Source organism: Streptomyces sp. NPDC027672, assembly GCF_055566335.1.
The window spans coordinates 63,753-81,163 of sequence record NZ_JBVHSO010000011.1 but is presented as its reverse complement, the minus strand read 5'-3'; the positions used below and the strand labels follow the sequence as shown (position 1 = coordinate 81,163).

General features: G+C 72.7%; 13 protein-coding genes and 1 tRNA gene. 5 read left to right on the top strand and 9 right to left on the bottom strand.

Annotated features, from left to right (window positions below):
- Positions 1–91: 91 nt before the first annotated feature.
- The gene (locus ACZ4SV_RS25690) at positions 92–1,918 is read right to left on the bottom strand and encodes an AMP-dependent synthetase/ligase (protein WP_468006737.1); all 1,827 of its coding nucleotides are present in this window, start codon (positions 1,916–1,918) and stop codon (positions 92–94) included.
- Between the two features lie 287 nt (positions 1,919–2,205).
- Positions 2,206–3,075: a LysR substrate-binding domain-containing protein gene (locus ACZ4SV_RS25685; RefSeq protein ID WP_468006735.1), complete on the bottom strand. Its 870-nt coding sequence runs from the start codon at positions 3,073–3,075 to the stop codon at positions 2,206–2,208.
- Between the two features lie 195 nt (positions 3,076–3,270).
- Between ACZ4SV_RS25685 and ACZ4SV_RS25680 the strand changes: the two genes are divergently transcribed.
- The gene (locus tag ACZ4SV_RS25680) at positions 3,271–4,323 is read left to right on the top strand and encodes a bile acid:sodium symporter family protein (protein ID WP_468007022.1); all 1,053 of its coding nucleotides are present in this window, start codon (positions 3,271–3,273) and stop codon (positions 4,321–4,323) included.
- On the opposite strand, the gene ACZ4SV_RS25675 is transcribed toward ACZ4SV_RS25680, so the two are convergent.
- Both ACZ4SV_RS25675 and fdhD read right to left on the bottom strand, forming a co-directional pair.
- Positions 4,273–6,147 (bottom strand): exo-alpha-sialidase, encoded by a 1,875-nt coding sequence (locus tag ACZ4SV_RS25675; RefSeq protein WP_468006733.1) that lies wholly within the window; start codon positions 6,145–6,147, stop codon positions 4,273–4,275. The genes ACZ4SV_RS25680 and ACZ4SV_RS25675 overlap by 51 nt on opposite strands.
- A 193-nt stretch (positions 6,148–6,340) precedes the next feature.
- The gene (gene fdhD, locus ACZ4SV_RS25670) at positions 6,341–7,189 is read right to left on the bottom strand and encodes a formate dehydrogenase accessory sulfurtransferase FdhD (RefSeq protein WP_468006731.1); all 849 of its coding nucleotides are present in this window, start codon (positions 7,187–7,189) and stop codon (positions 6,341–6,343) included.
- Between the two features lie 311 nt (positions 7,190–7,500).
- Between fdhD and ACZ4SV_RS25665 the strand changes: the two genes are divergently transcribed.
- Complete coding sequence (locus ACZ4SV_RS25665) at positions 7,501–8,448, top strand: beta-ketoacyl-ACP synthase III (protein ID WP_365879838.1); 948 nt, start codon at positions 7,501–7,503, stop codon at positions 8,446–8,448.
- Between the two features lie 132 nt (positions 8,449–8,580).
- The gene (locus ACZ4SV_RS25660) at positions 8,581–9,258 is read left to right on the top strand and encodes a GntR family transcriptional regulator (protein WP_468006729.1); all 678 of its coding nucleotides are present in this window, start codon (positions 8,581–8,583) and stop codon (positions 9,256–9,258) included.
- A gap of 110 nt (positions 9,259–9,368) precedes the next feature.
- Here ACZ4SV_RS25660 and ACZ4SV_RS25655 read toward each other — a convergent pair whose 3' ends face one another.
- The 4 genes from ACZ4SV_RS25655 to ACZ4SV_RS25640 form a co-directional block, all read right to left on the bottom strand.
- Entirely contained in the window at positions 9,369–10,766 is a 1,398-nt protein-coding gene (locus ACZ4SV_RS25655; RefSeq protein WP_468006727.1) for an OFA family MFS transporter, read from the bottom strand.
- 98 nt (positions 10,767–10,864) lie between these two features.
- Positions 10,865–13,012 carry an acetate--CoA ligase family protein gene (locus ACZ4SV_RS25650; protein WP_468007020.1) on the bottom strand — a complete coding sequence of 716 codons (2,148 nt, stop codon included), beginning with the start codon at positions 13,010–13,012 and terminating at the stop codon, positions 10,865–10,867.
- Positions 13,013–13,121: 109 nt separating this feature from the next.
- On the bottom strand, positions 13,122–14,354 hold the full coding sequence (gene frc, locus ACZ4SV_RS25645) for a formyl-CoA transferase (RefSeq protein WP_468006725.1): 1,233 nt from the start codon (positions 14,352–14,354) through the stop codon (positions 13,122–13,124).
- Between the two features lie 11 nt (positions 14,355–14,365).
- Positions 14,366–16,048 (bottom strand): thiamine pyrophosphate-binding protein, encoded by a 1,683-nt coding sequence (locus ACZ4SV_RS25640; protein ID WP_468006723.1) that lies wholly within the window; start codon positions 16,046–16,048, stop codon positions 14,366–14,368.
- Positions 16,049–16,341: 293 nt separating this feature from the next.
- On the opposite strand from ACZ4SV_RS25640, the gene ACZ4SV_RS25635 reads away from it, so the two are divergent.
- Positions 16,342–16,429, top strand: a tRNA-Leu gene (locus ACZ4SV_RS25635).
- 109 nt (positions 16,430–16,538) lie between these two features.
- Positions 16,539–16,781 (top strand): UvrD-helicase domain-containing protein, encoded by a 243-nt coding sequence (locus ACZ4SV_RS25630; protein ID WP_468006721.1) that lies wholly within the window; start codon positions 16,539–16,541, stop codon positions 16,779–16,781.
- Positions 16,782–16,829: 48 nt separating this feature from the next.
- Here ACZ4SV_RS25630 and ACZ4SV_RS25625 read toward each other — a convergent pair whose 3' ends face one another.
- Positions 16,830–17,390, bottom strand: a complete 561-nt coding sequence (locus ACZ4SV_RS25625; RefSeq protein WP_468006719.1) for a hypothetical protein — start codon at positions 17,388–17,390, stop codon at positions 16,830–16,832.
- Positions 17,391–17,411 lie beyond the last annotated feature (21 nt).

Below are 17,411 nucleotides of genomic sequence, written 5' to 3'. Positions count from 1 at the left end.
TTCGCTTGTCGACAGGTGGTACTGCCATCCTCAACGATCACGGGCCGCTCCGCATTCCTGACGCACCGGCGCGGCCGGCGCGGGCGGCGCGTCAGGTCCGGTAGAGGGCCTCCACCTCGTCGCCGTACGCCTTCTCGATCGCCTTGCGCTTCAGCTTCAACGACGGTGTCAGCAGCCCGTGTTCCTCGGTGAACGGCTGGGCCAGGATACGGAACGTGCGGATCGACTCGGCCTGCGAGACCAGGGTGTTCGCGGCGACCACCGCCCGGCGCACCTCCCTCTCCAGGTCCGGGTCGCGCACCAGGTCGGCCGGGGCCGGCCGCGGGGTGCCGCGCAGCTGGAGCCAGTGCTCGACCGCCTCCTGGTCCAGGGTGACCAGGGCGGCGATGTAGGGGCGGTCGTTGCCGACGACGATGCACTGGCTGATCAGCGGATGGTCGCGGACCCGCTCCTCCAGCACGCCCGGCGAGACGCTCTTGCCGCCGGAGGTCACCAGGATCTCCTTCTTGCGGCCGGTGATGGTCAGATAGCCGTCCTGGTCCAGCATGCCCAGGTCGCCGGTGGCGAGCCAGCCGTCGTGCAGGGTGGCGTCGGTGGCCTTCTGGTTGTTCAGATAGCCGTGGAAGACGTTGCCGCCGCGCAGCCAGACCTCGCCGTCGTCGGCGATGTGCACCGTCACGCCCGGGATGGCCCGGCCGACGGTGCCGTAGCGGGTGCGTCCGGGCGGGTTCGCGGTCGCCGCGGCCGTCGACTCGGTCAGGCCGTAGCCCTCGTAGATCTGCACGCCCGCGCCCGCGAAGAACAGCCCCAGCCGGCGGTCCATCGCCGAACCGCCGGACATCGCGTTGCGGATCCGGCCGCCCATCGCGGCGCGCACCTTGGCATAGACCAGCTTGTCGAAGAGCTGGTGCTGCATGCGCAGCGCCGCCGACGGGCCGGGCCCGGTGCCCCACGCCTTCGCCTCCACCGCCTCCGCGTACTTCACGGCGACGTCGACGGCCTTCTCGAACGGCCCTGCCCGGCCCTCCCTCTCGGCCTTGCGGCGGGCGGCGTTGAACACCTTCTCGAAGATGTACGGCACCGCGAGGACGAATGTCGGCCGGAAGGCGGCCAGGTCGGGCAGCAGGGCGGCGGCGTGCAACTGCGGCTGGTGGCCGAAGCGGACCCGGCCGCGGACGGCGGCGACCTGCACCATCCGCCCGAAGACGTGCGCCAGCGGCAGGAACAGCAGGGTGGACGCCTCGTCGCCCTTCTTCGAGTGGAACACCGGCTCCCACCGCCTCAGCACGGTGTCCGCCTCGAACATGAAGTTGCCGTGGGAGAGCACACAGCCCTTGGGGCGGCCGGTGGTGCCGGAGGTGTAGATGACGGTGGCGACCGAGTCCGGCGTGATCGCCTGCCGGTGCCGGTGGACCACCTCGTCGTCCAGGTGCGCCCCGGCGTCGTACAGCTCCCGCACGCAGCCGGCGTCCAGCTGCCAGAGCCGGCGCAGCCGGGGCAGCCGGTCGATGACGGTGGCGATGGTCATCGCGTGGTCCTCGTGCTCCACGACCGCGGCGCTCACCTCGGCGTCGTAGAGCATCCAGAAGCACTGCTCGGCGGAGGAGGTCGGGTAGACGGGCACCACCTGGGCGCCGATGGCCCACAGGGCGAAGTCGAAGAGGGTCCACTCGTAGCGGGTGCGGGACATGACGGCGACCCGGTCGCCGAAGCGGACGCCGTCGGCGAGCAGGCCCTTGGCGAGGGCGAGGACCTCGTCGCGGAACTCGGCGGCGGTGACGTCCCGCCACTGCCCGGTCTCGTCCTTGCGGCCGAGCGCTATGTGCAGCGGGTCGGTCTCGGCATGCTCGAAGACGACGTCTGCCAGACCGCCCACCGGCGGCGGCGACGCCAGCGGAGGGTTGGTGAACTCGCGCAACCTCGCTCCCCGTGTCTCGCGCCTTAAGTGTCGTTGGTCCACGCACCGCACAGCGCGGTGAAAGCTACCCCACGCGGTCGGTGTCCGGGAGGGGGTCGGAATCCGGGCAAACCGCGTGTTCCGCCCGGACGGCGAGCAGGAAATGCCCGCACATGGGGAAGGGCCGGACACGCTACTGACTGGTTGGTAACTTACGGTACCGTAATCTCCACCGAATCTGTACGCACCGCTTACCGGGCCGGGTGACGCCGTGAGCGGCGGGCCCGCCGCCGGGCGCGGCCGGGCCGTCAGCCGCCGCTGCGGCGCAGCCGCTCGCCGCCCGCCAGGACCGCCGCCGCCAGCGCGTCCGCCGCCTCCTCGGCCGGCCCGCTGCGGCGGCCATGGGCCAGGACGAAGTCGATCTTGCCCAGCTCGGGCAGGCCGGCCCGGTCGGGCAGCCGGAACAGGCCCGGCGGGATCAGCCGCCGGGAGTGGGCCATCACGCCGAGGCCGGCGCGGGCCGCCGCGACCAGCCCGTTGAGGCTGCCGCTCGTGCACACGATCCGCCAGGCACGGCCCTGCCGCTCCAGCACCTCCAGCGCACGGGCCCGGGTGATGCCGGGCGGCGGGTACACGATCAGCGGCACCGGCCGGTCCGGGTCCAGCCGCAGCCGCTCGGCGCCGATCCACACCAAGTCGTCCCGCCAGACCAGCTCGCCGCGCGGGTCCTGCGGGCGCCGCTTGGCCAGCACCAGGTCCAGCTTCCCGGCGGCCAGCCGCTCGTGCAGCGTCCCGGACAGCTCCACCGTCAGCTCCAGGTCGACCTCCGGATGGTCGTAGCGGAAGCCCTCCAGGATCTCCGGCAGCCGGGTCAGCACGAAGTCCTCCGAGGCGCCGAACCGCAGCCGGCCCCGCACGCGCGTGCCGGTGAAGTACGCCGCCGCCTGCTCGTGCACCTCCAGGATGCGGCGGGCGAACCCCAGCATCGCCTCGCCGTCCTCGGTCAGCTCCACCGCGTGGGTGTCCCGGGAGAACAACTGCCGGCCGGCCGCGTCCTCCAGCCGGCGCACATGCTGGCTGACCGTGGACTGGCGCAGCCCCAGCCGCCGGGCGGCCTGCGTGAAGCTCAGCGTCTGGGCGACCGCGAGGAACGTGCGCAACTGCGCCGGTTCGTACATGAACCCAGGCTAGCGCGGTCATCACGGAACATGATGACAGTCAGAGCGGTATACGGGATTTACGATCGGCGGTCGCGGGAGGACGATGGAGAGGGGCGCTGCGCGCCCGGGACCGCACGTCACAGAGCACGCCACAGACACAGCACGCCACACAGCAATCGGAGCACCGTGAAACGTCTGCGCCGGCCGAGTCGGATGCCGATCGACCCGTACATCCTGCTGCTGCTCGGGACGGTGGGTCTCGCCGCGCTCGTCCCGGCCCGGTCCACCGCGGCCGACGTGACCTCGGGCGCCTCCACGGCGGCCATCGCCTTCCTGTTCTTCCTGTACGGCGCCCGGCTGTCCACCCGGGAGGCGCTGGACGGACTGAAGCACTGGCGGCTGCACGTCACCGTGCTGATCTGCACCTTCGTCCTCTTCCCGGTCTTCGGGCTCGCCGCGCGCGCCCTGGTGCCGGTCCTGCTCACCCAGCCGCTCTACCAGGGCCTGCTGTTCCTGACGCTGGTGCCGTCCACGATCCAGTCGTCCATCGCGTTCACCTCCATCGCCCGCGGCAACGTGCCCGCGGCGATCTGCGCCGGCTCCTTCTCCTCTCTCGTCGGCATCGTGCTGACCCCACTGCTCGCCGCGGGCCTGCTCGGCGGCGACACGGTCGGGTTCTCCACGGACTCGCTGGTGAAGATCGTGCTCCAGTTGCTGGTGCCGTTCGTCGCCGGGCAGGTGCTGCGGCGCTGGATCGGACCGTTCGTCACCCGGCACAAGAAGGTCCTCGGCCTCGTCGACCGCGGCTCCATCCTGCTGGTCGTCTACACCGCCTTCAGCGAGGGCATGATCCGGGGCGTCTGGCACCAGGTCAGCCCGCTGCGGCTGGCCGGGCTGCTCGGCGTCGAGGCCGTCCTGCTGGCGGTCATGCTGGCCCTGACCTGGTACGGCGCCAAGGCGCTCGGCTTCAGCCGGGAGGACCGGATCGCGATCCAGTTCGCCGGGTCGAAGAAGTCCCTCGCGTCCGGGCTGCCGATGGCGAGCGTCCTGTTCGCCGGCCAGGCCTCCCTGGCCGTCCTGCCGCTGATGCTCTTCCACCAGATGCAACTGATGGTGTGCGCGGTCATCGCCAAGCGCCGGGCCCACGACCTGGAGGCGGCCGCCGCCCAGGAGGCCGGGGACACGGCCGGGACGAGCGCGGACACGGGCGGCGGATCAGCCGCGCACCCGGTCCAGGGGCAGCCACACCACCGTGTCCTGCGCTGACCGCAGCACCTCCGGGTCGGCCAGCTCCTCGTCGGTCAGTGCCCGGTCCCAGATCCGCACCTCGTCCAGCGCGCCGGTGAGGAAGGCCCGGCCGTCCATGCGCTGACCGAGGTGGACACCGAAGGGCGAGTTGCGGCTGACCGAGCCCGGCCGGTCCGCCGTGGCGGTCTCCGTGCCGTCGACCGACAGCGACAGCCGGCCGCCGCCGCGCCGCAGCACGGCGTGGTGCCAGCGGCCGTCGTTGTACGCGACGGCCGTGCGCACGGACGCGCTCTGCGCGGCGCCGGCCCCGTTCCGTACGGTGATCAGCGCCTGCATCCGGTCGCTCGCCGGCTCGCCGCGCAGCCACACCTGGGGCTGGTTGGTGCCGGTCCCGCCCATCCACAGCAGCGGCTGCTCCCCGGCCGCCGCCGTGTACCGGAACCACAGCGACACCGTGAAGTCCGCCGTCCCCAGCGGCAGGCCCGCGCGGTACGGCAGCCGGACCGCGTCGTCGGTGCCGTCGAACTCCAGCGCGTTCCCGGACACGCCGTCGGTCCGCGCCGGGCCGCCGAGCACCGCCGCCGGGCGGGCGCGCGGGGCGAGGTCGGCGGTGACCGGGTCGGGACCGCGGCGCGGCGCCAGCCAGTCCTCGGTGAAGCGGGCGAAGCGGATCTCGTCGCGGGCGTCCGCCGCGCCGCCCTCGTACAGCAGGCCCACCGTGCCGGCGTCGGCGCGCACCAGATCGGAGTAGCCGGACCAGTCGGTGGTGACGACCGTGCCGCGGTCGGCGCTGTCCCAGGTGCGCCCGCCGTCGTAGGAGGAGCGGATCATCATCGTGCGGCGCCGGTCCGGGTCGCCGGGGCAGGCGAGCAGCAGCCGGTCGCCCAGCCGCAGCAGCGAGCCCTGCACCTGCGGGGTGTACAGGTCCGGCAGGCCGCGGAAGGGCGCGGTGAACGCGGTGCCGCCGTCGCGGCTGACGGCCTGGGTGCGGTGGCCGAGGTCGGTGCCGTCCTGCTCCCGCCCGCTGACCAGGAGCGAACCGTCACCGCGCTCGGCGAGGGCCAGTTCGGAGGGCTTCTGCCGGAAGGTGCCGTCGTCGGCGACGGGCCAGGAGTCGGTGGCGCCGGTCCGCCAGTGGCCGCCGTGGTCGTCGCTGACGATCAGGGCCGCGTGGTTGGCGGTGATCCGGCCGCCGGCGAACGTCTCGGCGTTGACGCCGAACACCAGGCGTCCCGCGTACCGGCCGCGGGTGAGCTGGATGCCGTGCACGGGCCCGGTGGCGTACCAGGAGTTCCAGTCGGCGGGCAGGATCTCGGGACTCAGGTCACGCGGCGGTGACCAGGTCAGGCCGTCGTCGTCGCTGTACTGGAGGTGCGGGGTCCGGTCGCAGGGTACGGAGCAACTCGCGCCGTCCGTACGGCCCGTGTTGTACGTTTCCGCGAGCCAGACCCGGCCGGTGACGCGGTCCACGACGGGGGCCGGGTTGCCGTGCGTGTCGCCGGCGCCCTCGCCGACCACCCGGAGCGGTCCCCAGGTGCGCCCGCCGTCGGTGGAGCGCTTGAGCACCAGGTCGATGTCGGCGGCGTCACCGCAGTTGAGGACCCGGCCCTCGGCGAACGCCAGCAGGGTGCCGTCGGTCGTGCGCACGATCGCCGGGATGCGGAAGCACGCGTACCCGGGGTCCTGTGCGGCCTTGAAGAGCACCTGCTGCGCGAACACCGGTGCGCGGGGCGCTGGCTGGGCGCCTGCCGGGAGAGCGGTGAGGAACGGCAGGAGCAGGCCGGCCGCGGCCGCGGCGGCGGTGAGCAGCGGGCGGAGACGGGCGCGGAGACCTGGCGGCACGTGCGACCTGCCCTTCGTCGGCCGCACGGCTGGACATCCGGACATCCCACGTCCAACGTGCGGTCCCCTGAAGGTAGTTGGGTGAGACGCGCCTCACAAGAACCGCGACAAGCCGCGGTCACGGCCGCGGGACGACCGCGCCCGGGCCCAGGCCGGCCCGGCCGGCCGGTGCCCGTGTGTCCGTGTGGCCCGGTCAGCCGTGGGCGGCCGGTTCCCGCAGGGTGATCCGGGACTCGCCCGCGTACACGTTCATCGAGCTGCCCCGCAGGAAACCCACCAGGGTCAGGCCCGTCTCCGCCGCCAGGTCCACCGCCAGCGACGACGGCGCCGAGACGGCCGCGAGCACCGGGATGCCCGCCATGACCGCCTTCTGGACCAGCTCGAACGAGGCCCGGCCGGAGACCATGAGGATCGTCCGGGACAGCGGCAGCGCGTCGTCGCGCAGCGCCCGTCCCACCAGCTTGTCGACCGCGTTGTGCCGGCCCACGTCCTCGCGGGTGTCCAGCAGTTCCCCGTGCTCGTCGAACAGGGCCGCCGCGTGCAGGCCGCCGGTCCGGTCGAACACCCGCTGGGCCGCCCGCAGCCGGTCGGGCAGGGCCGCCAGCAGCTCGGGGGCGACCCGGAGCGGGGGAGTGTCGGCGATCGGCCAGCGCGCGGTCGTGCGGACGGCGTCCAGGCTGGCCTTGCCGCACAGGCCGCACGAGGAGGAGGTGTAGACGTTGCGCTCCAGGGTGAAGTCCGGGACCGCGACACCGGGCGCGGTCCGGACGTCGACCACGTTGTAGGTGTTCGACCCGTCCTCGGTGGCTCCCGCGCAGTAGACGATGTTCCGCAGGTCGGCCGCCGTGGCCAGGACGCCCTCGCTGACCAGGAAACCGGCCGCCAGCGCGAAGTCGTCGCCGGGCGTCCGCATGGTGATCGCCAGCGGCTTGCCGTTCAGCCGGATCTCCAGCGGCTCCTCCGCGACGAGCGTGTCCGGCCGGGTGGTGACCGCCCCGTCCCGGATGCGCAGGACCTTGCGGCGTTCCGTGACTCGTCCCATGTTCTGATCAGCCCCGGTTCTGTGCGTACTGGCAGCCGAAACGGCCCTTGCTGCGGATCGGTCCCATTGTCCTACGCGGCGGTCCGGCGGTCCCGACCGGTGCCGGTGCGGTCCCGGCCGGCCCGCCCCTGTCCGCCCCTGTCTGTGCCCCGCCGGCGCCGGCGGGCGGCCGGATGCCGGAAAGCGGCGGCCGGCTGACCGGAGCCGACAATCGCGGCGCCGGAATCCTGTGGCCTCACCTGCCGTCGTACCCGCGAGTCACTGACCAGACTGGAGCATCCCGCCATCCACGGCAACGAGGGGATCCCCGTATGAACGGCTCGCGCATCGTCGCCATCGGCCACTACCAGCCCGCCCGGGTGCTGACCAACGACGACCTGGCGGCCATGGTCGACACCAGCGACGAGTGGATCCGCAGCCGCGTGGGCATCCGGACCCGGCGCATCGCCGGCCCCGACGAGCCCGTGGACGAGCTGGCCGCGCACGCCGCCGCCAAGGCCCTCGCCGCGGCCGGTCTGACCCCCGGCGACATCGACCTGGTCATCGTCGCCACCTCCACCGCCGTCGACCGCTCCCCGAACACCGCCGCCCGGGTCGCGGCCCGGCTCGGCATCCCGTCCCCCGCCGCGCTGGACCTCAACGTGGTCTGCGCCGGTTTCACCCACGCGCTCGCCACCGCCGACCACACCCTGCGGGCCGGCGCCGCCACCCGCGCGCTGGTCATCGGCGCCGACAAGATGTCCGACGTCACCGACTGGACCGACCGCGGCACCTGCGTCCTCGTCGGCGACGGGGCCGGGGCCGCCGTCGTGACCGCGTGCCCGCCGGGAGAGGAACCCGGCATCGGTCCGGTGCTGTGGGGCTCGGTGCCGGAGATGGGGCACGCGGTGCGGATCGAGGGCACACCGCCGCGGTTCGCGCAGGAGGGCCAGAGCGTCTACCGCTGGGCCACCACACGGCTGCCGGCCCTCGCCCGCCAGGCCTGCGAGAAGGCCGGGGTGAGCCCCGCGGAACTGGCCGGGGTCGTCCTGCACCAGGCCAATCTGCGGATCATCGAGCCGCTGGCCGAGAAGCTGGGCGCCGTCAACGCGGTGATCGCCCGCGATGTCGCCGAATCCGGCAACACCTCGGCCGGCAGCATCCCGCTCGCCTTCTCCAAGCTGCGCGAACAGGGCGCGCTGCGCGCCGGCGACCCGGTGCTGCTGTTCGGCTTCGGCGGCAACCTCTCCTACGCCGGCCAGGTCGTCCGCTGCCCCTGAGCACCGCTCGCTTGGGCCCGAACACCGCGCGCCCGCGGACTGGATCCTGTGCGCCGTAGACTGTAGACGAAAGACAATCGATACTGAGCCTCCAGCGCCCACGCGTTCCGACCCGCCCAGGAGGAGACCGCGATGTTGTCGACCGGACTGCCGCCGGGGGCGGTGCCCAGGCTGGAACGCCCGGGCCCGCTGCGCGAGCGCGTGTACGAGGCGCTGCTGGAACTGATCACCACCCGCGCCCTCCGGCCCGGCCAGCATCTGGTGGAGAGCGAACTCGCCGGGCACCTCGGCGTCTCCCGGCAGCCCGTGCGCGAGGCGCTGCAACGGCTCAACACCGAGGGCTGGGTCGATCTGCGGCCCGCCCAGGGCGCGTTCGTGCACGAGCCGACCGAGGAGGAGGCCGACCAGCTCCTCACGGTCCGCACGCTGCTGGAGGCGGAGGCGGCCCGGCTGGCCGCCGCCCACGCGGACGCCGACTCCATCGCCGTGCTGGAGGAGCTGTGCGACGAGGGCGAGCGGGCGGTGGCGGCCGAGGACGTGGACCGCGCGGTCGCCCTGAACGCGGCGTTCCACAGCAAGGTGATGGAGCTGGCCGGCAACACCGTCCTCGCCGGACTCGCCGCCCAGGTGGACCGGCGGGTCCGCTGGTACTACACCCCGGTGGCCCGGCGGCGCGGCGGCCAGTCCTGGACCGAGCACCGGGCGCTCATCGCCGCGATCGCCGGCCGTGACGAACAGCGCGCCACCCGGCTGATGCGCGAGCACACCGAGCACACCCGGCGCTCGTACCACGCGCGCGGGACGGACTGAGCGACGCCCGCGCCGTACCGGCCGGTGACGCGCGGGCGTTCCCCCTCCGGTGCGCGGCCGGCCGGCCGCGCGAGGGGAGCACCCGGGGGTGCGGGGCGCCGGCACGGCCGTCAGTTGACCGGCCGCGCCGCCGGTGCCGGACCCGCGCCGGACCGGCCCGGCTGCCGCAGCAGCAGGGCGAGCGCCGCCGCGGCCATCGAGACCCCGCCGGCCAGCGCGTAGGCGCCGTCGTAGCCCCAGGCGCCGACCACCAGCGAGCCGAGCCCGCCGCCGAACAGGCCGCTGACCAGCTTGCCGCTGTAGACCAGGCCGTAGTTGGTGGCGTTGTAGTTCTCGCCGAAGTAGTCCGGGGTGAGCGCGGCGAACAGCGGGTAGAACGCGCCGCCGCCGAAGCCGGACAGGAAGGCGAAGAACAGGAACAGCCACTGGTTGCGCAGGTCGCCGGCCCAGATGACGCCGAACTGGGCGAGCCCGAGCACCACGATCACGAACACGAGCGTCGTCCTGCGGCCCCACAGGTCCGAGAGCCAGCCGACCACCGCGCGCCCGACGCCGTTGACGACGGCCATGACGCCCATCGAGGAGGCGGCGACCAGCGGTCCGAAGCCGACCTCCTTGGCGAAGTCCACCTGGAAGGAGATCCCGAAGATGGACACCCCCGCCGTCAGCACGATCATGACCCACATCAGCGGGAGCATCCCGGTCCGGACGGCCTCGCCGGGCGTGTACTGCCGTACCGCGGGCGGGTTCTTGGCCAGGCTCACCGCGCTCCCGCCGGACCGCGACAGCGGGTCGAGGCCGGCCGGCCACCAGTTCTTCGGCGGGTCCCGGAAGAAGCACGCGCAGGCGGCGACCACGAGCAGGACGTAGACGCCGATCAGATCGAGCACCCGGTGGTAATTGCCGGTGTCGAAGGCGTAGTTGAAGATGAAGATGAAGGGCAGCGAGCCGTAGGCGAAGCCCCCGTTGACGAAGCCGGTCTTGGCGCCGCGCCGCTCCGGGAACCACTTGCCGACCATGTTGATGCACGTCGCGTAGATCAGCCCGGAGCCGGCCCCGCCCACGACGCCGAAGCCGAGGACGGCCGGCAGCACCTCGCGCAGATGGGACAGGGCCAGGAAGCCGAGCAGACACATCACGGCGCCCAGGTGCATCGCGCGCCGCGCCGTGAGGAGGCCGCGCTCGCGCAGCCACCCGGCCGGGAAGGCGACGCCGGCCTGGAAGAAGACCCAGACGCTCAGGATCCAGAACGTGTTGCTCTGGGTCCAGCCGTGGGCCGCCGACAGGGTGTCCTCCGCGGAGCCGTAGGCGTACTCCGAGACGCTGATGGCCATCATGGAGACCCACGGCAGGTACACCATGAGCGCGCGGGGGTGACCGAGGATGTCCCGGTCCGTCTCGCCGACGCGGTAGACCCGGCCGCGGGCGTCGGTCACCTCGCGGTACGCGGGCTGCGGCGCGTCCGGTCCGGCCGGAGTGTGCCGTGTCTTCATGGGATCTGACGTCATGTCCGTCCAGCTCCTCGCCGGGGGATGCGGATGAGGGACGGCGCCCCGGGCCGGGACGGGCCCGGGGCACCTGGAGGAACGGGGGTGCGGCGCCGGCCTCAGGAACCGTCCGGCAGCCGGCCGGCCGCCCGCGCCCACCGGTACTTCGCGCCGAGCACGGCCACCGGCTTCTCGGTCGTGTACGGGTACGCCACGACACCCCGGGCGAACAGGTACCGGCAGGCCTCCTCGACCTCCACGTCACCGGCCAGGGACGCCACCACCGGCTTCTCCACGCCCCGCGCGCGGAACTCGGCCACCACCCGCGCGGTGAGTTCGGCGAACACCATCGGCGGGGTGAGGATGGTGTGCCAGTAGCCGAGCACCAGGGCGTGCACGCGCGGGTCCGCCAGACCCAGCCGGATCGCCGCCTCGTACGTCGACGGCGGCTCGCCGCCGGTGAGGTCGACCGGGTTGCCGGCCGCGCCGAACGGCGGGATGAGCCGGCGGAACGCCTCGTCCAGGTCGGGCGGGATCTCCATCAGGCGCAGCCCGTTGTCCGTCACCGCGTCCGACAGCAGCACCCCGCTGCCGCCTGCGCCGGTGATGATGACGACGTTGTCACCGCGCGGGACGGGCAGGACCGGCAACGCGCGCGCGTACTCCAGCAGGTCCTCCAGGCCGGGCGCCCGGATCACCCCGGCCTGGCGCAGGATGTCGTCGTAGACCGCGTCGTCGCCCGCGAGCGCGCCGGTGTGCGAGCCGGCCGCCCGCGCGCCCGCCGCCGTACGGCCCGCCTTCAGCACCACGACCGGCTTCCTCGGCACGGTGGCGCGCGCCGCCGCCACGAACGCCCGCCCGTCCTTGAGGTCCTCGAAGTGCATGGCGACGCACTCGGTGTGCGGGTCCTCGCCGAACCAGGTGAGCAGGTCGTCCTCGGCCAGGTCCGCCTTGTTGCCGAGGCCGACGATCGCCGACACTCCCGTCCGCGTGGTGCGGGCGAAGCCCAGGACGGCCATGCCGATCCCGCCGGACTGCGAGGTCAGCGCCACCGGGCCCTTCACGTCGTACGGCGTGCAGAACGTGGCGCACAGGTCGTGCCAGGGGGAGTAGTAGCCGTAGATGTTCGGGCCGAGCAGGCGGACGCCGTACCGCTCGGCGATCTCGGTGATCTCCGCCTGGAGCGCGTGCTCGCCGGTCTCCGCGAACCCGGACGGGATGAGCACGGCGTTGGGGATGCCCTTGCGCCCCACCTCCTCCAGGGCCGCCGCGACGGACCGGGCCGGGATGGCGAAGACGGCCACGTCCACCTCGCCGGGCACGTCCAGGACGCTCCGGTACGCCTTGCGGCCCAGGATGTCGTCGGCCCGGGGGTTGACCGGGTGGATGTCACCGGCGAACCCGCCGTCCAGCAGGTTCCGCAGCACCGAGTTGCCGATCTTCCCGGGCTCGGGGGAGGCGCCGATCACGGCGACGGCGGAGGGACGCATCAGCCGGCGCATGGACGTGAGGACCTCCTCGCGGGTGTACCTCCTCCTCGGCACCGGCTGCCGCTCGGCCAGGATCACCCGGATGTCCGCGGCGACCGCGCCCCGGGCCGTCGCGATCACCGGATTGAGGTCCACCTCCGCGATCTCCGGGAAGTCCGCGACCAGTTCGGAGACCCGCCGGATCAGTTCGGCCACCGCCCGCCGGTCCACCCCGGGCCGGCCGCGGACCCCGCGCAGCACGGGCGCCGCCCGGATGGAGCCGAGCATCGACAGCGCCTCGTCGGCGGTGACCGGCGCGAGGCGGAACGTGACGTCCTTCAGCACCTCGACCAGCGTCCCGCCGAGCCCGAACGCCACCACCTTGCCGAACGCCGGATCGGTGACCGCGCCGACGATGACCTCCTGGCCCGCCGGCACCAGCTCCTGCACCTGGACGCCCACGATGCGGGCGCCGGCGTCGTACGCGCGCGCGTTCTCCACGATCCGGTGGAACGCGGCCCGCACGTCCGCCGCTCCGGCCACGCCCACCACGACCCCGCCGGCCTCGGTCTTGTGCAGGATGTCCGGCGAGACGATCTTCAGCACCACCGGCCCGCCCAGACGCGCCGCCGCGGCCACCGCCTCGTCCACGTCCCCGGCCAGCGCCTCGCCCGGCACGGCGATCCCGTACGCGTCGGCGAGCACCCTGCCCTCGGGCGCGGTCAGCGCGGTACGGCCCTCGGCCCGCACGGCCCGCAGCAGGGCCCGCACGCTCTCCTTCCGGTCCTCGGCGCGCACGCCCTCCTTCGGGTCCTCGGCGCGCACGCTCTCGCTCCGGTCCTCGGCCCGCACGCTCCCCTTCGGGTCCTCGGCGCGCACGCTGTCCCTCCGGTCCTCGGCCCGCACCTCAGATCACCCCGTCCGACTTCAGCAGGCGCAGTTCCTCTTGCCCGAGGCCCAGTTCGCCGGCGTAGACCTCTTCGTTGTGCTCGCCGAGGAGCGGCGAGGCGGTCACCTCCACGGGGGAGTCGGACAGCTTCAGCGGACTGCCGACGGTCACGAACTCGCCGCGCTCGGGGTGCGGGACGCGCACCACCATGCCGTCGGCGGCCAGCGAGGCGTCCTCGATGATCTCCTTGGTGGACAGGACCGGGCCGCACGGGACGCCGTGCGCGGTCAGCCGGTCCAGCACCTCCCACTTGGGGAGCGTGGCCGACCACTCCTCGATCAGCTGGAACATCTTGGCGAGCTTCGGCAGCCGGGCCTCCGGCGTCGCCCACTCCGGGTCGTCGGCGAGTTCGGGCCGGCCGATGAGCGCGGTGACCGGCCGCCAGCCGGCCGGCTGCACGATGACGTACACATAGTCGTTCGGGCCGCCCGGCGCGCATCTGACCGCCCAGCCCGGCTGACCGCCGCCGGAGGCGTTGCCCGAGCGGGGCACCTCCTCGCCGAAGTCGGTGTTGGGGTACTCGGCGAGCGGCCCGTGCGCCAGGCGCTGCTGGTCGCGCAGCTTCACCCGGCACAGGTTGAGCACGGCGTGCTGCATGGCCACGCCGACCCGCTGCCCGCGCCCGGTCCGCTCGCGCTGGAACAAGGCCGCGAGGATCCCCGCCACGACGTGCACACCCGTCCCGGAGTCCCCGATCTGCGCGCCCGTCGCCAGCGGCGGCCCGTCCGCGAACCCGGTGGTCGACATCGCGCCGCCCATGGCCTGCGCGACCACCTCGTACGCCTTGAACCGGGTGTAGGGGCCGTCCCCGAACCCCTTGACGGAGGCGTAGACGATCCGCGGGTTGATCTCCCGGACGCGTTCCCAGGGGAAGCCCATCCGGTCGACGGCGCCCGGCCCGAAGTTCTCGACCAGGACGTCCGAGCGCCGGATCAGCTCGGTGAGGATCTCCCTGCCGCGCCCGGTCTTGGTGTTCAGGGTGATGCTCCGCTTGTTGCAGTTGAGCATCGTGAAGTAGAGGGAGTCGACGTCCGGCAGGTCCCGAAGCTGCCTGCGGGTGATGTCGCCGGACGGCGCCTCCAGTTTGACGACGTCGGCGCCGAGCCAGGCGAGTAGCTGCGTGGCGGACGGCCCGGACTGGACGTGGGTCATGTCGAGGACGCGGATGCCCTCGAGTGCCCTGGCGGTCATGGGCGTTCCCCTCACTTGTACATGGTCTGGTTCATGGTTCCGGGGGCGTACGCGTCCGGGTCGACCCAGACGTTGATCAGCGACGGCTTGCCGGACTCGCGGGCCCGGCGCAGGGCGGGACCGATCTCGGCGGGGTCGCGGACCTCCTCGCCGTAGCCGCCGAGGATCTGCGCGAACCTGTCGTACGGGACGTCGCCGAGGGTGTTGCCGACGCGCTCGCGGTCCTTGCCGTACTTGGCCGACTGGCCGTAGCGGATCTGGTTCATGGAGGAGTTGTTGCCGACGACGCCGACGAACGGCAGGCCGTAGCGGACCAGGGTCTCGAAGTCCCAGCCGGTGAGGGAGAAGGCGCCGTCCCCGAACAGGGCGACCACCTCCTTGTCGGGCCGGGCCTGCTTGGCGGCGAGCACGAAGGGGATGCCGACACCGAGCGTGCCGAGCGGGCCCGGGTCCATCCAGTGGCCGGGAGACTTGGGCTGCACGACCTGCCCGGAGAAGGTGACGATGTCGCCGCCGTCGCCGATGTAGACGGAGTCCTCGGTGAGGAAGTCGTTGATCTCGCTGACCAGCCGGTACGGATGGATCGGCGAGGCGTCCGACCGCAGTTGCGGCAGCCGCTTCCGCACCGCCGCCCGCTCGACGGCGCGCAGCTCCTCCAGCCACTCCTTGCGCCGGGCCGCGCCGCTGCCGAGGCGTCCGGTCGCGGCCTCGGCCACCGCCGCCAGCACCAGGCCGGCGTCGCCGACGATGCCGAGGGCGATGTCGCGGTTCCTGCCGACGGTGCGGTAGTCCAGGTCGATCTGCACGACCGTCGCGGCGGGGGAGAGGCGCTTGCCGTAGCCCATGCGGAAGTCGAACGGGGTGCCGACGATCACGATGACGTCGGCGTGGGAGAAGGCGTGGCGCCGGGAGAGCTGGAAGTGGTGCGGGTCGCCCGGCGGGAGGGTGCCGCGCCCGGCGCCGTTCATGTACGCCGGGATGTCCAGGGCGCGCACCAGCTCGACGGCGGCCCCGGTGCCCCGGGTCGTCCACACCTGGCTGCCCAGCAGGATCACCGGCTTCTCGGCGTGCGTCAGCAGGTCGGCGAGCCGCTCGACCGCGTCCGGATCGCCGGCCGAGCGGGTCGAGGCCCGGTAGGCGCCGGCCCGCGGCACCCGGGCCGCCGCGCGAGGCACCCTGGCGTCCAGCACGTCCCGGGGGATCTCCAGGAAGGAGGGTCCGGGCGCGCCGTGGTAGCACTCCCGGAAGGCCATCGACACCATGTCCGCCGCCCGCGCGGTGTCCGGCACGGTCGCGGCGAACTTGGTGATCGGCGTCATCATGTCGACGTGCGGCAGGTCCTGGAGGGAGCCCATCTTGTGCTGGGCCAGCGCGCCCTGGCCGCCGATCAGCAGCATCGGGGACTCCGCGCGGAGGGCGTTGGCGACGCCGGTGACGGCGTCGGTCGTCCCGGGCCCGGCGGTGACGACCGCGCAGCCCGGTTTGCCGGTGATGCGGGCGTAGCCGTCGGCGGCGTGCGCGGCCACCTGCTCGTGGCGTACGTCGACGACCTCGATCCCCTCGTCCACACAGCCGTCGTAGATGTCGATGATGTGGCCGCCGCACAGGGTGTAGACGCGGTCGACCCCTTCCGCTTTCAGCGCCTTGGCCACGAGATGGCCACCGGAGATCAGGTCCTGGGTGTCGTCGGGCATGGCGACGTCCTGTCCTTTGCGTAGGGTGCGGAGCGTCTCACGAGGTGCATACAGCACATTGCATACAGTCGACGAATGCTGAGCCTGTTATCCCGCACGCCGTGCAGGTTGTCCAGGGGGCCGGAGAGACTTTCGGCCACCGCCGCGGGGGCCGATTCCGGTCAGGGCCGGCCCGCAGTCTCCCGGCCCCGCCGCCAGGGGGGCGGATACGCAGGTGAAACGCACTCCGAAACCTTGGTATTGTTGTCCATGTCGCCGCGGGGAACACACCCACGCAGGGCGGCAGACACCTGGTCCGGGTGGCGGAATGGCAGACGCGCTAGCTTGAGGTGCTAGTGCCCTTTATCGGGCGTGGGGGTTCAAGTCCCCCCTCGGACACCAGAGGGACGTTCACGAGATCGTCCCGAAGCGTTCACGAATTACCGGTCGAGTCATGTGACTCACCGGTATTTCGTCGTTTCTGGGGCCTTCAGGCCTCGTGATCGGCTCGGTGAGGGGGTGGGGCGGTGGCGGTCCGGGTACTGCGCCTCTCAAGGCGGACATCGGCGGCGGTGACCTCGCCCACCTCGACGACAACAGCTCCGCGATGCGCTACCTGCGTCGTCGCTACCGCCATATCGTCGTCGACGAGGCCCAGGACCTCAGCCCCGCCCACTGGAAGATGCTGCGCGCCATGGTCGCGACCGGCCCGGACGACCTGTTCATCGTCAGCGACACCCACCAGCGAATCTAGGACCGGCAAGTCACCCTTTCCACCGTCGGCATCAACATCCGCGGCCGCTCATCGAAGCTGACGCTGAGCTACCGCACCACCCAGGAGATCCTCGACCAGGCTGCCAAGCTCGTCCGCGGGGGCACCTATGACGACCTCGACGACGGCACCGACATCCTCGACGGCTACCACTCCCTGCTGCACGGGCCGGCCCCCGAGTATGTCGCCTGCACCGACTGGACCGACGAGATCACTCAGCTCGCCGAGGCCCTCAAGCAGTGGCGCGCGGACATCACCAAGCCTGACAAGGACGGCACCGTGCGCGACCCGAGCGGCACCACGGCCGTCTGCGTCGCCGACGGCGACATGGCAGGCCGGGTCGCCGCCGACCTGGAGACGAAGCACGGCATCACCACAGCGACCCTCACCAAGGACGGCCCACAGGGCGGCGGCGAGGTCCACATCGGAACGATGCATCGCTTCAAGGGACTTGAGTACCAGAAGCTCGCGGTCATCGGCGCGAGCGACGGCATCCTCCCGCACCGCCGTCATCGAGAAGTACGAGACGACCGACCCCAAGCGATACGAACGCGAACTCAAGAAGAGCCGCAACCAGCCGTTCGTCGCCACCACCCGAGCCCGCGACGCACT

Bases quoted from the DNA above. Each gene is read 5' to 3' on its own strand.
- ACZ4SV_RS25680 (WP_468007022.1), top strand. From the start codon at position 3,271: ATGCCGATCGACCCGTACATCCTGCTGCTGCTCGGGACGGTGGGTCTC.
- fdhD (WP_468006731.1), bottom strand. From the start codon at position 7,189: ATGGGACGAGTCACGGAACGCCGCAAGGTCCTGCGCATCCGGGACGGG.
- ACZ4SV_RS25685 (WP_468006735.1), bottom strand. From the start codon at position 3,075: ATGTACGAACCGGCGCAGTTGCGCACGTTCCTCGCGGTCGCCCAGACG.
- frc (WP_468006725.1), bottom strand. From the start codon at position 14,354: ATGACCGCCAGGGCACTCGAGGGCATCCGCGTCCTCGACATGACCCAC.
- ACZ4SV_RS25640 (WP_468006723.1), bottom strand. From the start codon at position 16,048: ATGCCCGACGACACCCAGGACCTGATCTCCGGTGGCCATCTCGTGGCC.
- ACZ4SV_RS25660 (WP_468006729.1), top strand. From the start codon at position 8,581: ATGTTGTCGACCGGACTGCCGCCGGGGGCGGTGCCCAGGCTGGAACGC.
- ACZ4SV_RS25655 (WP_468006727.1), bottom strand. From the start codon at position 10,766: ATGACGTCAGATCCCATGAAGACACGGCACACTCCGGCCGGACCGGAC.
- ACZ4SV_RS25665 (WP_365879838.1), top strand. From the start codon at position 7,501: ATGAACGGCTCGCGCATCGTCGCCATCGGCCACTACCAGCCCGCCCGG.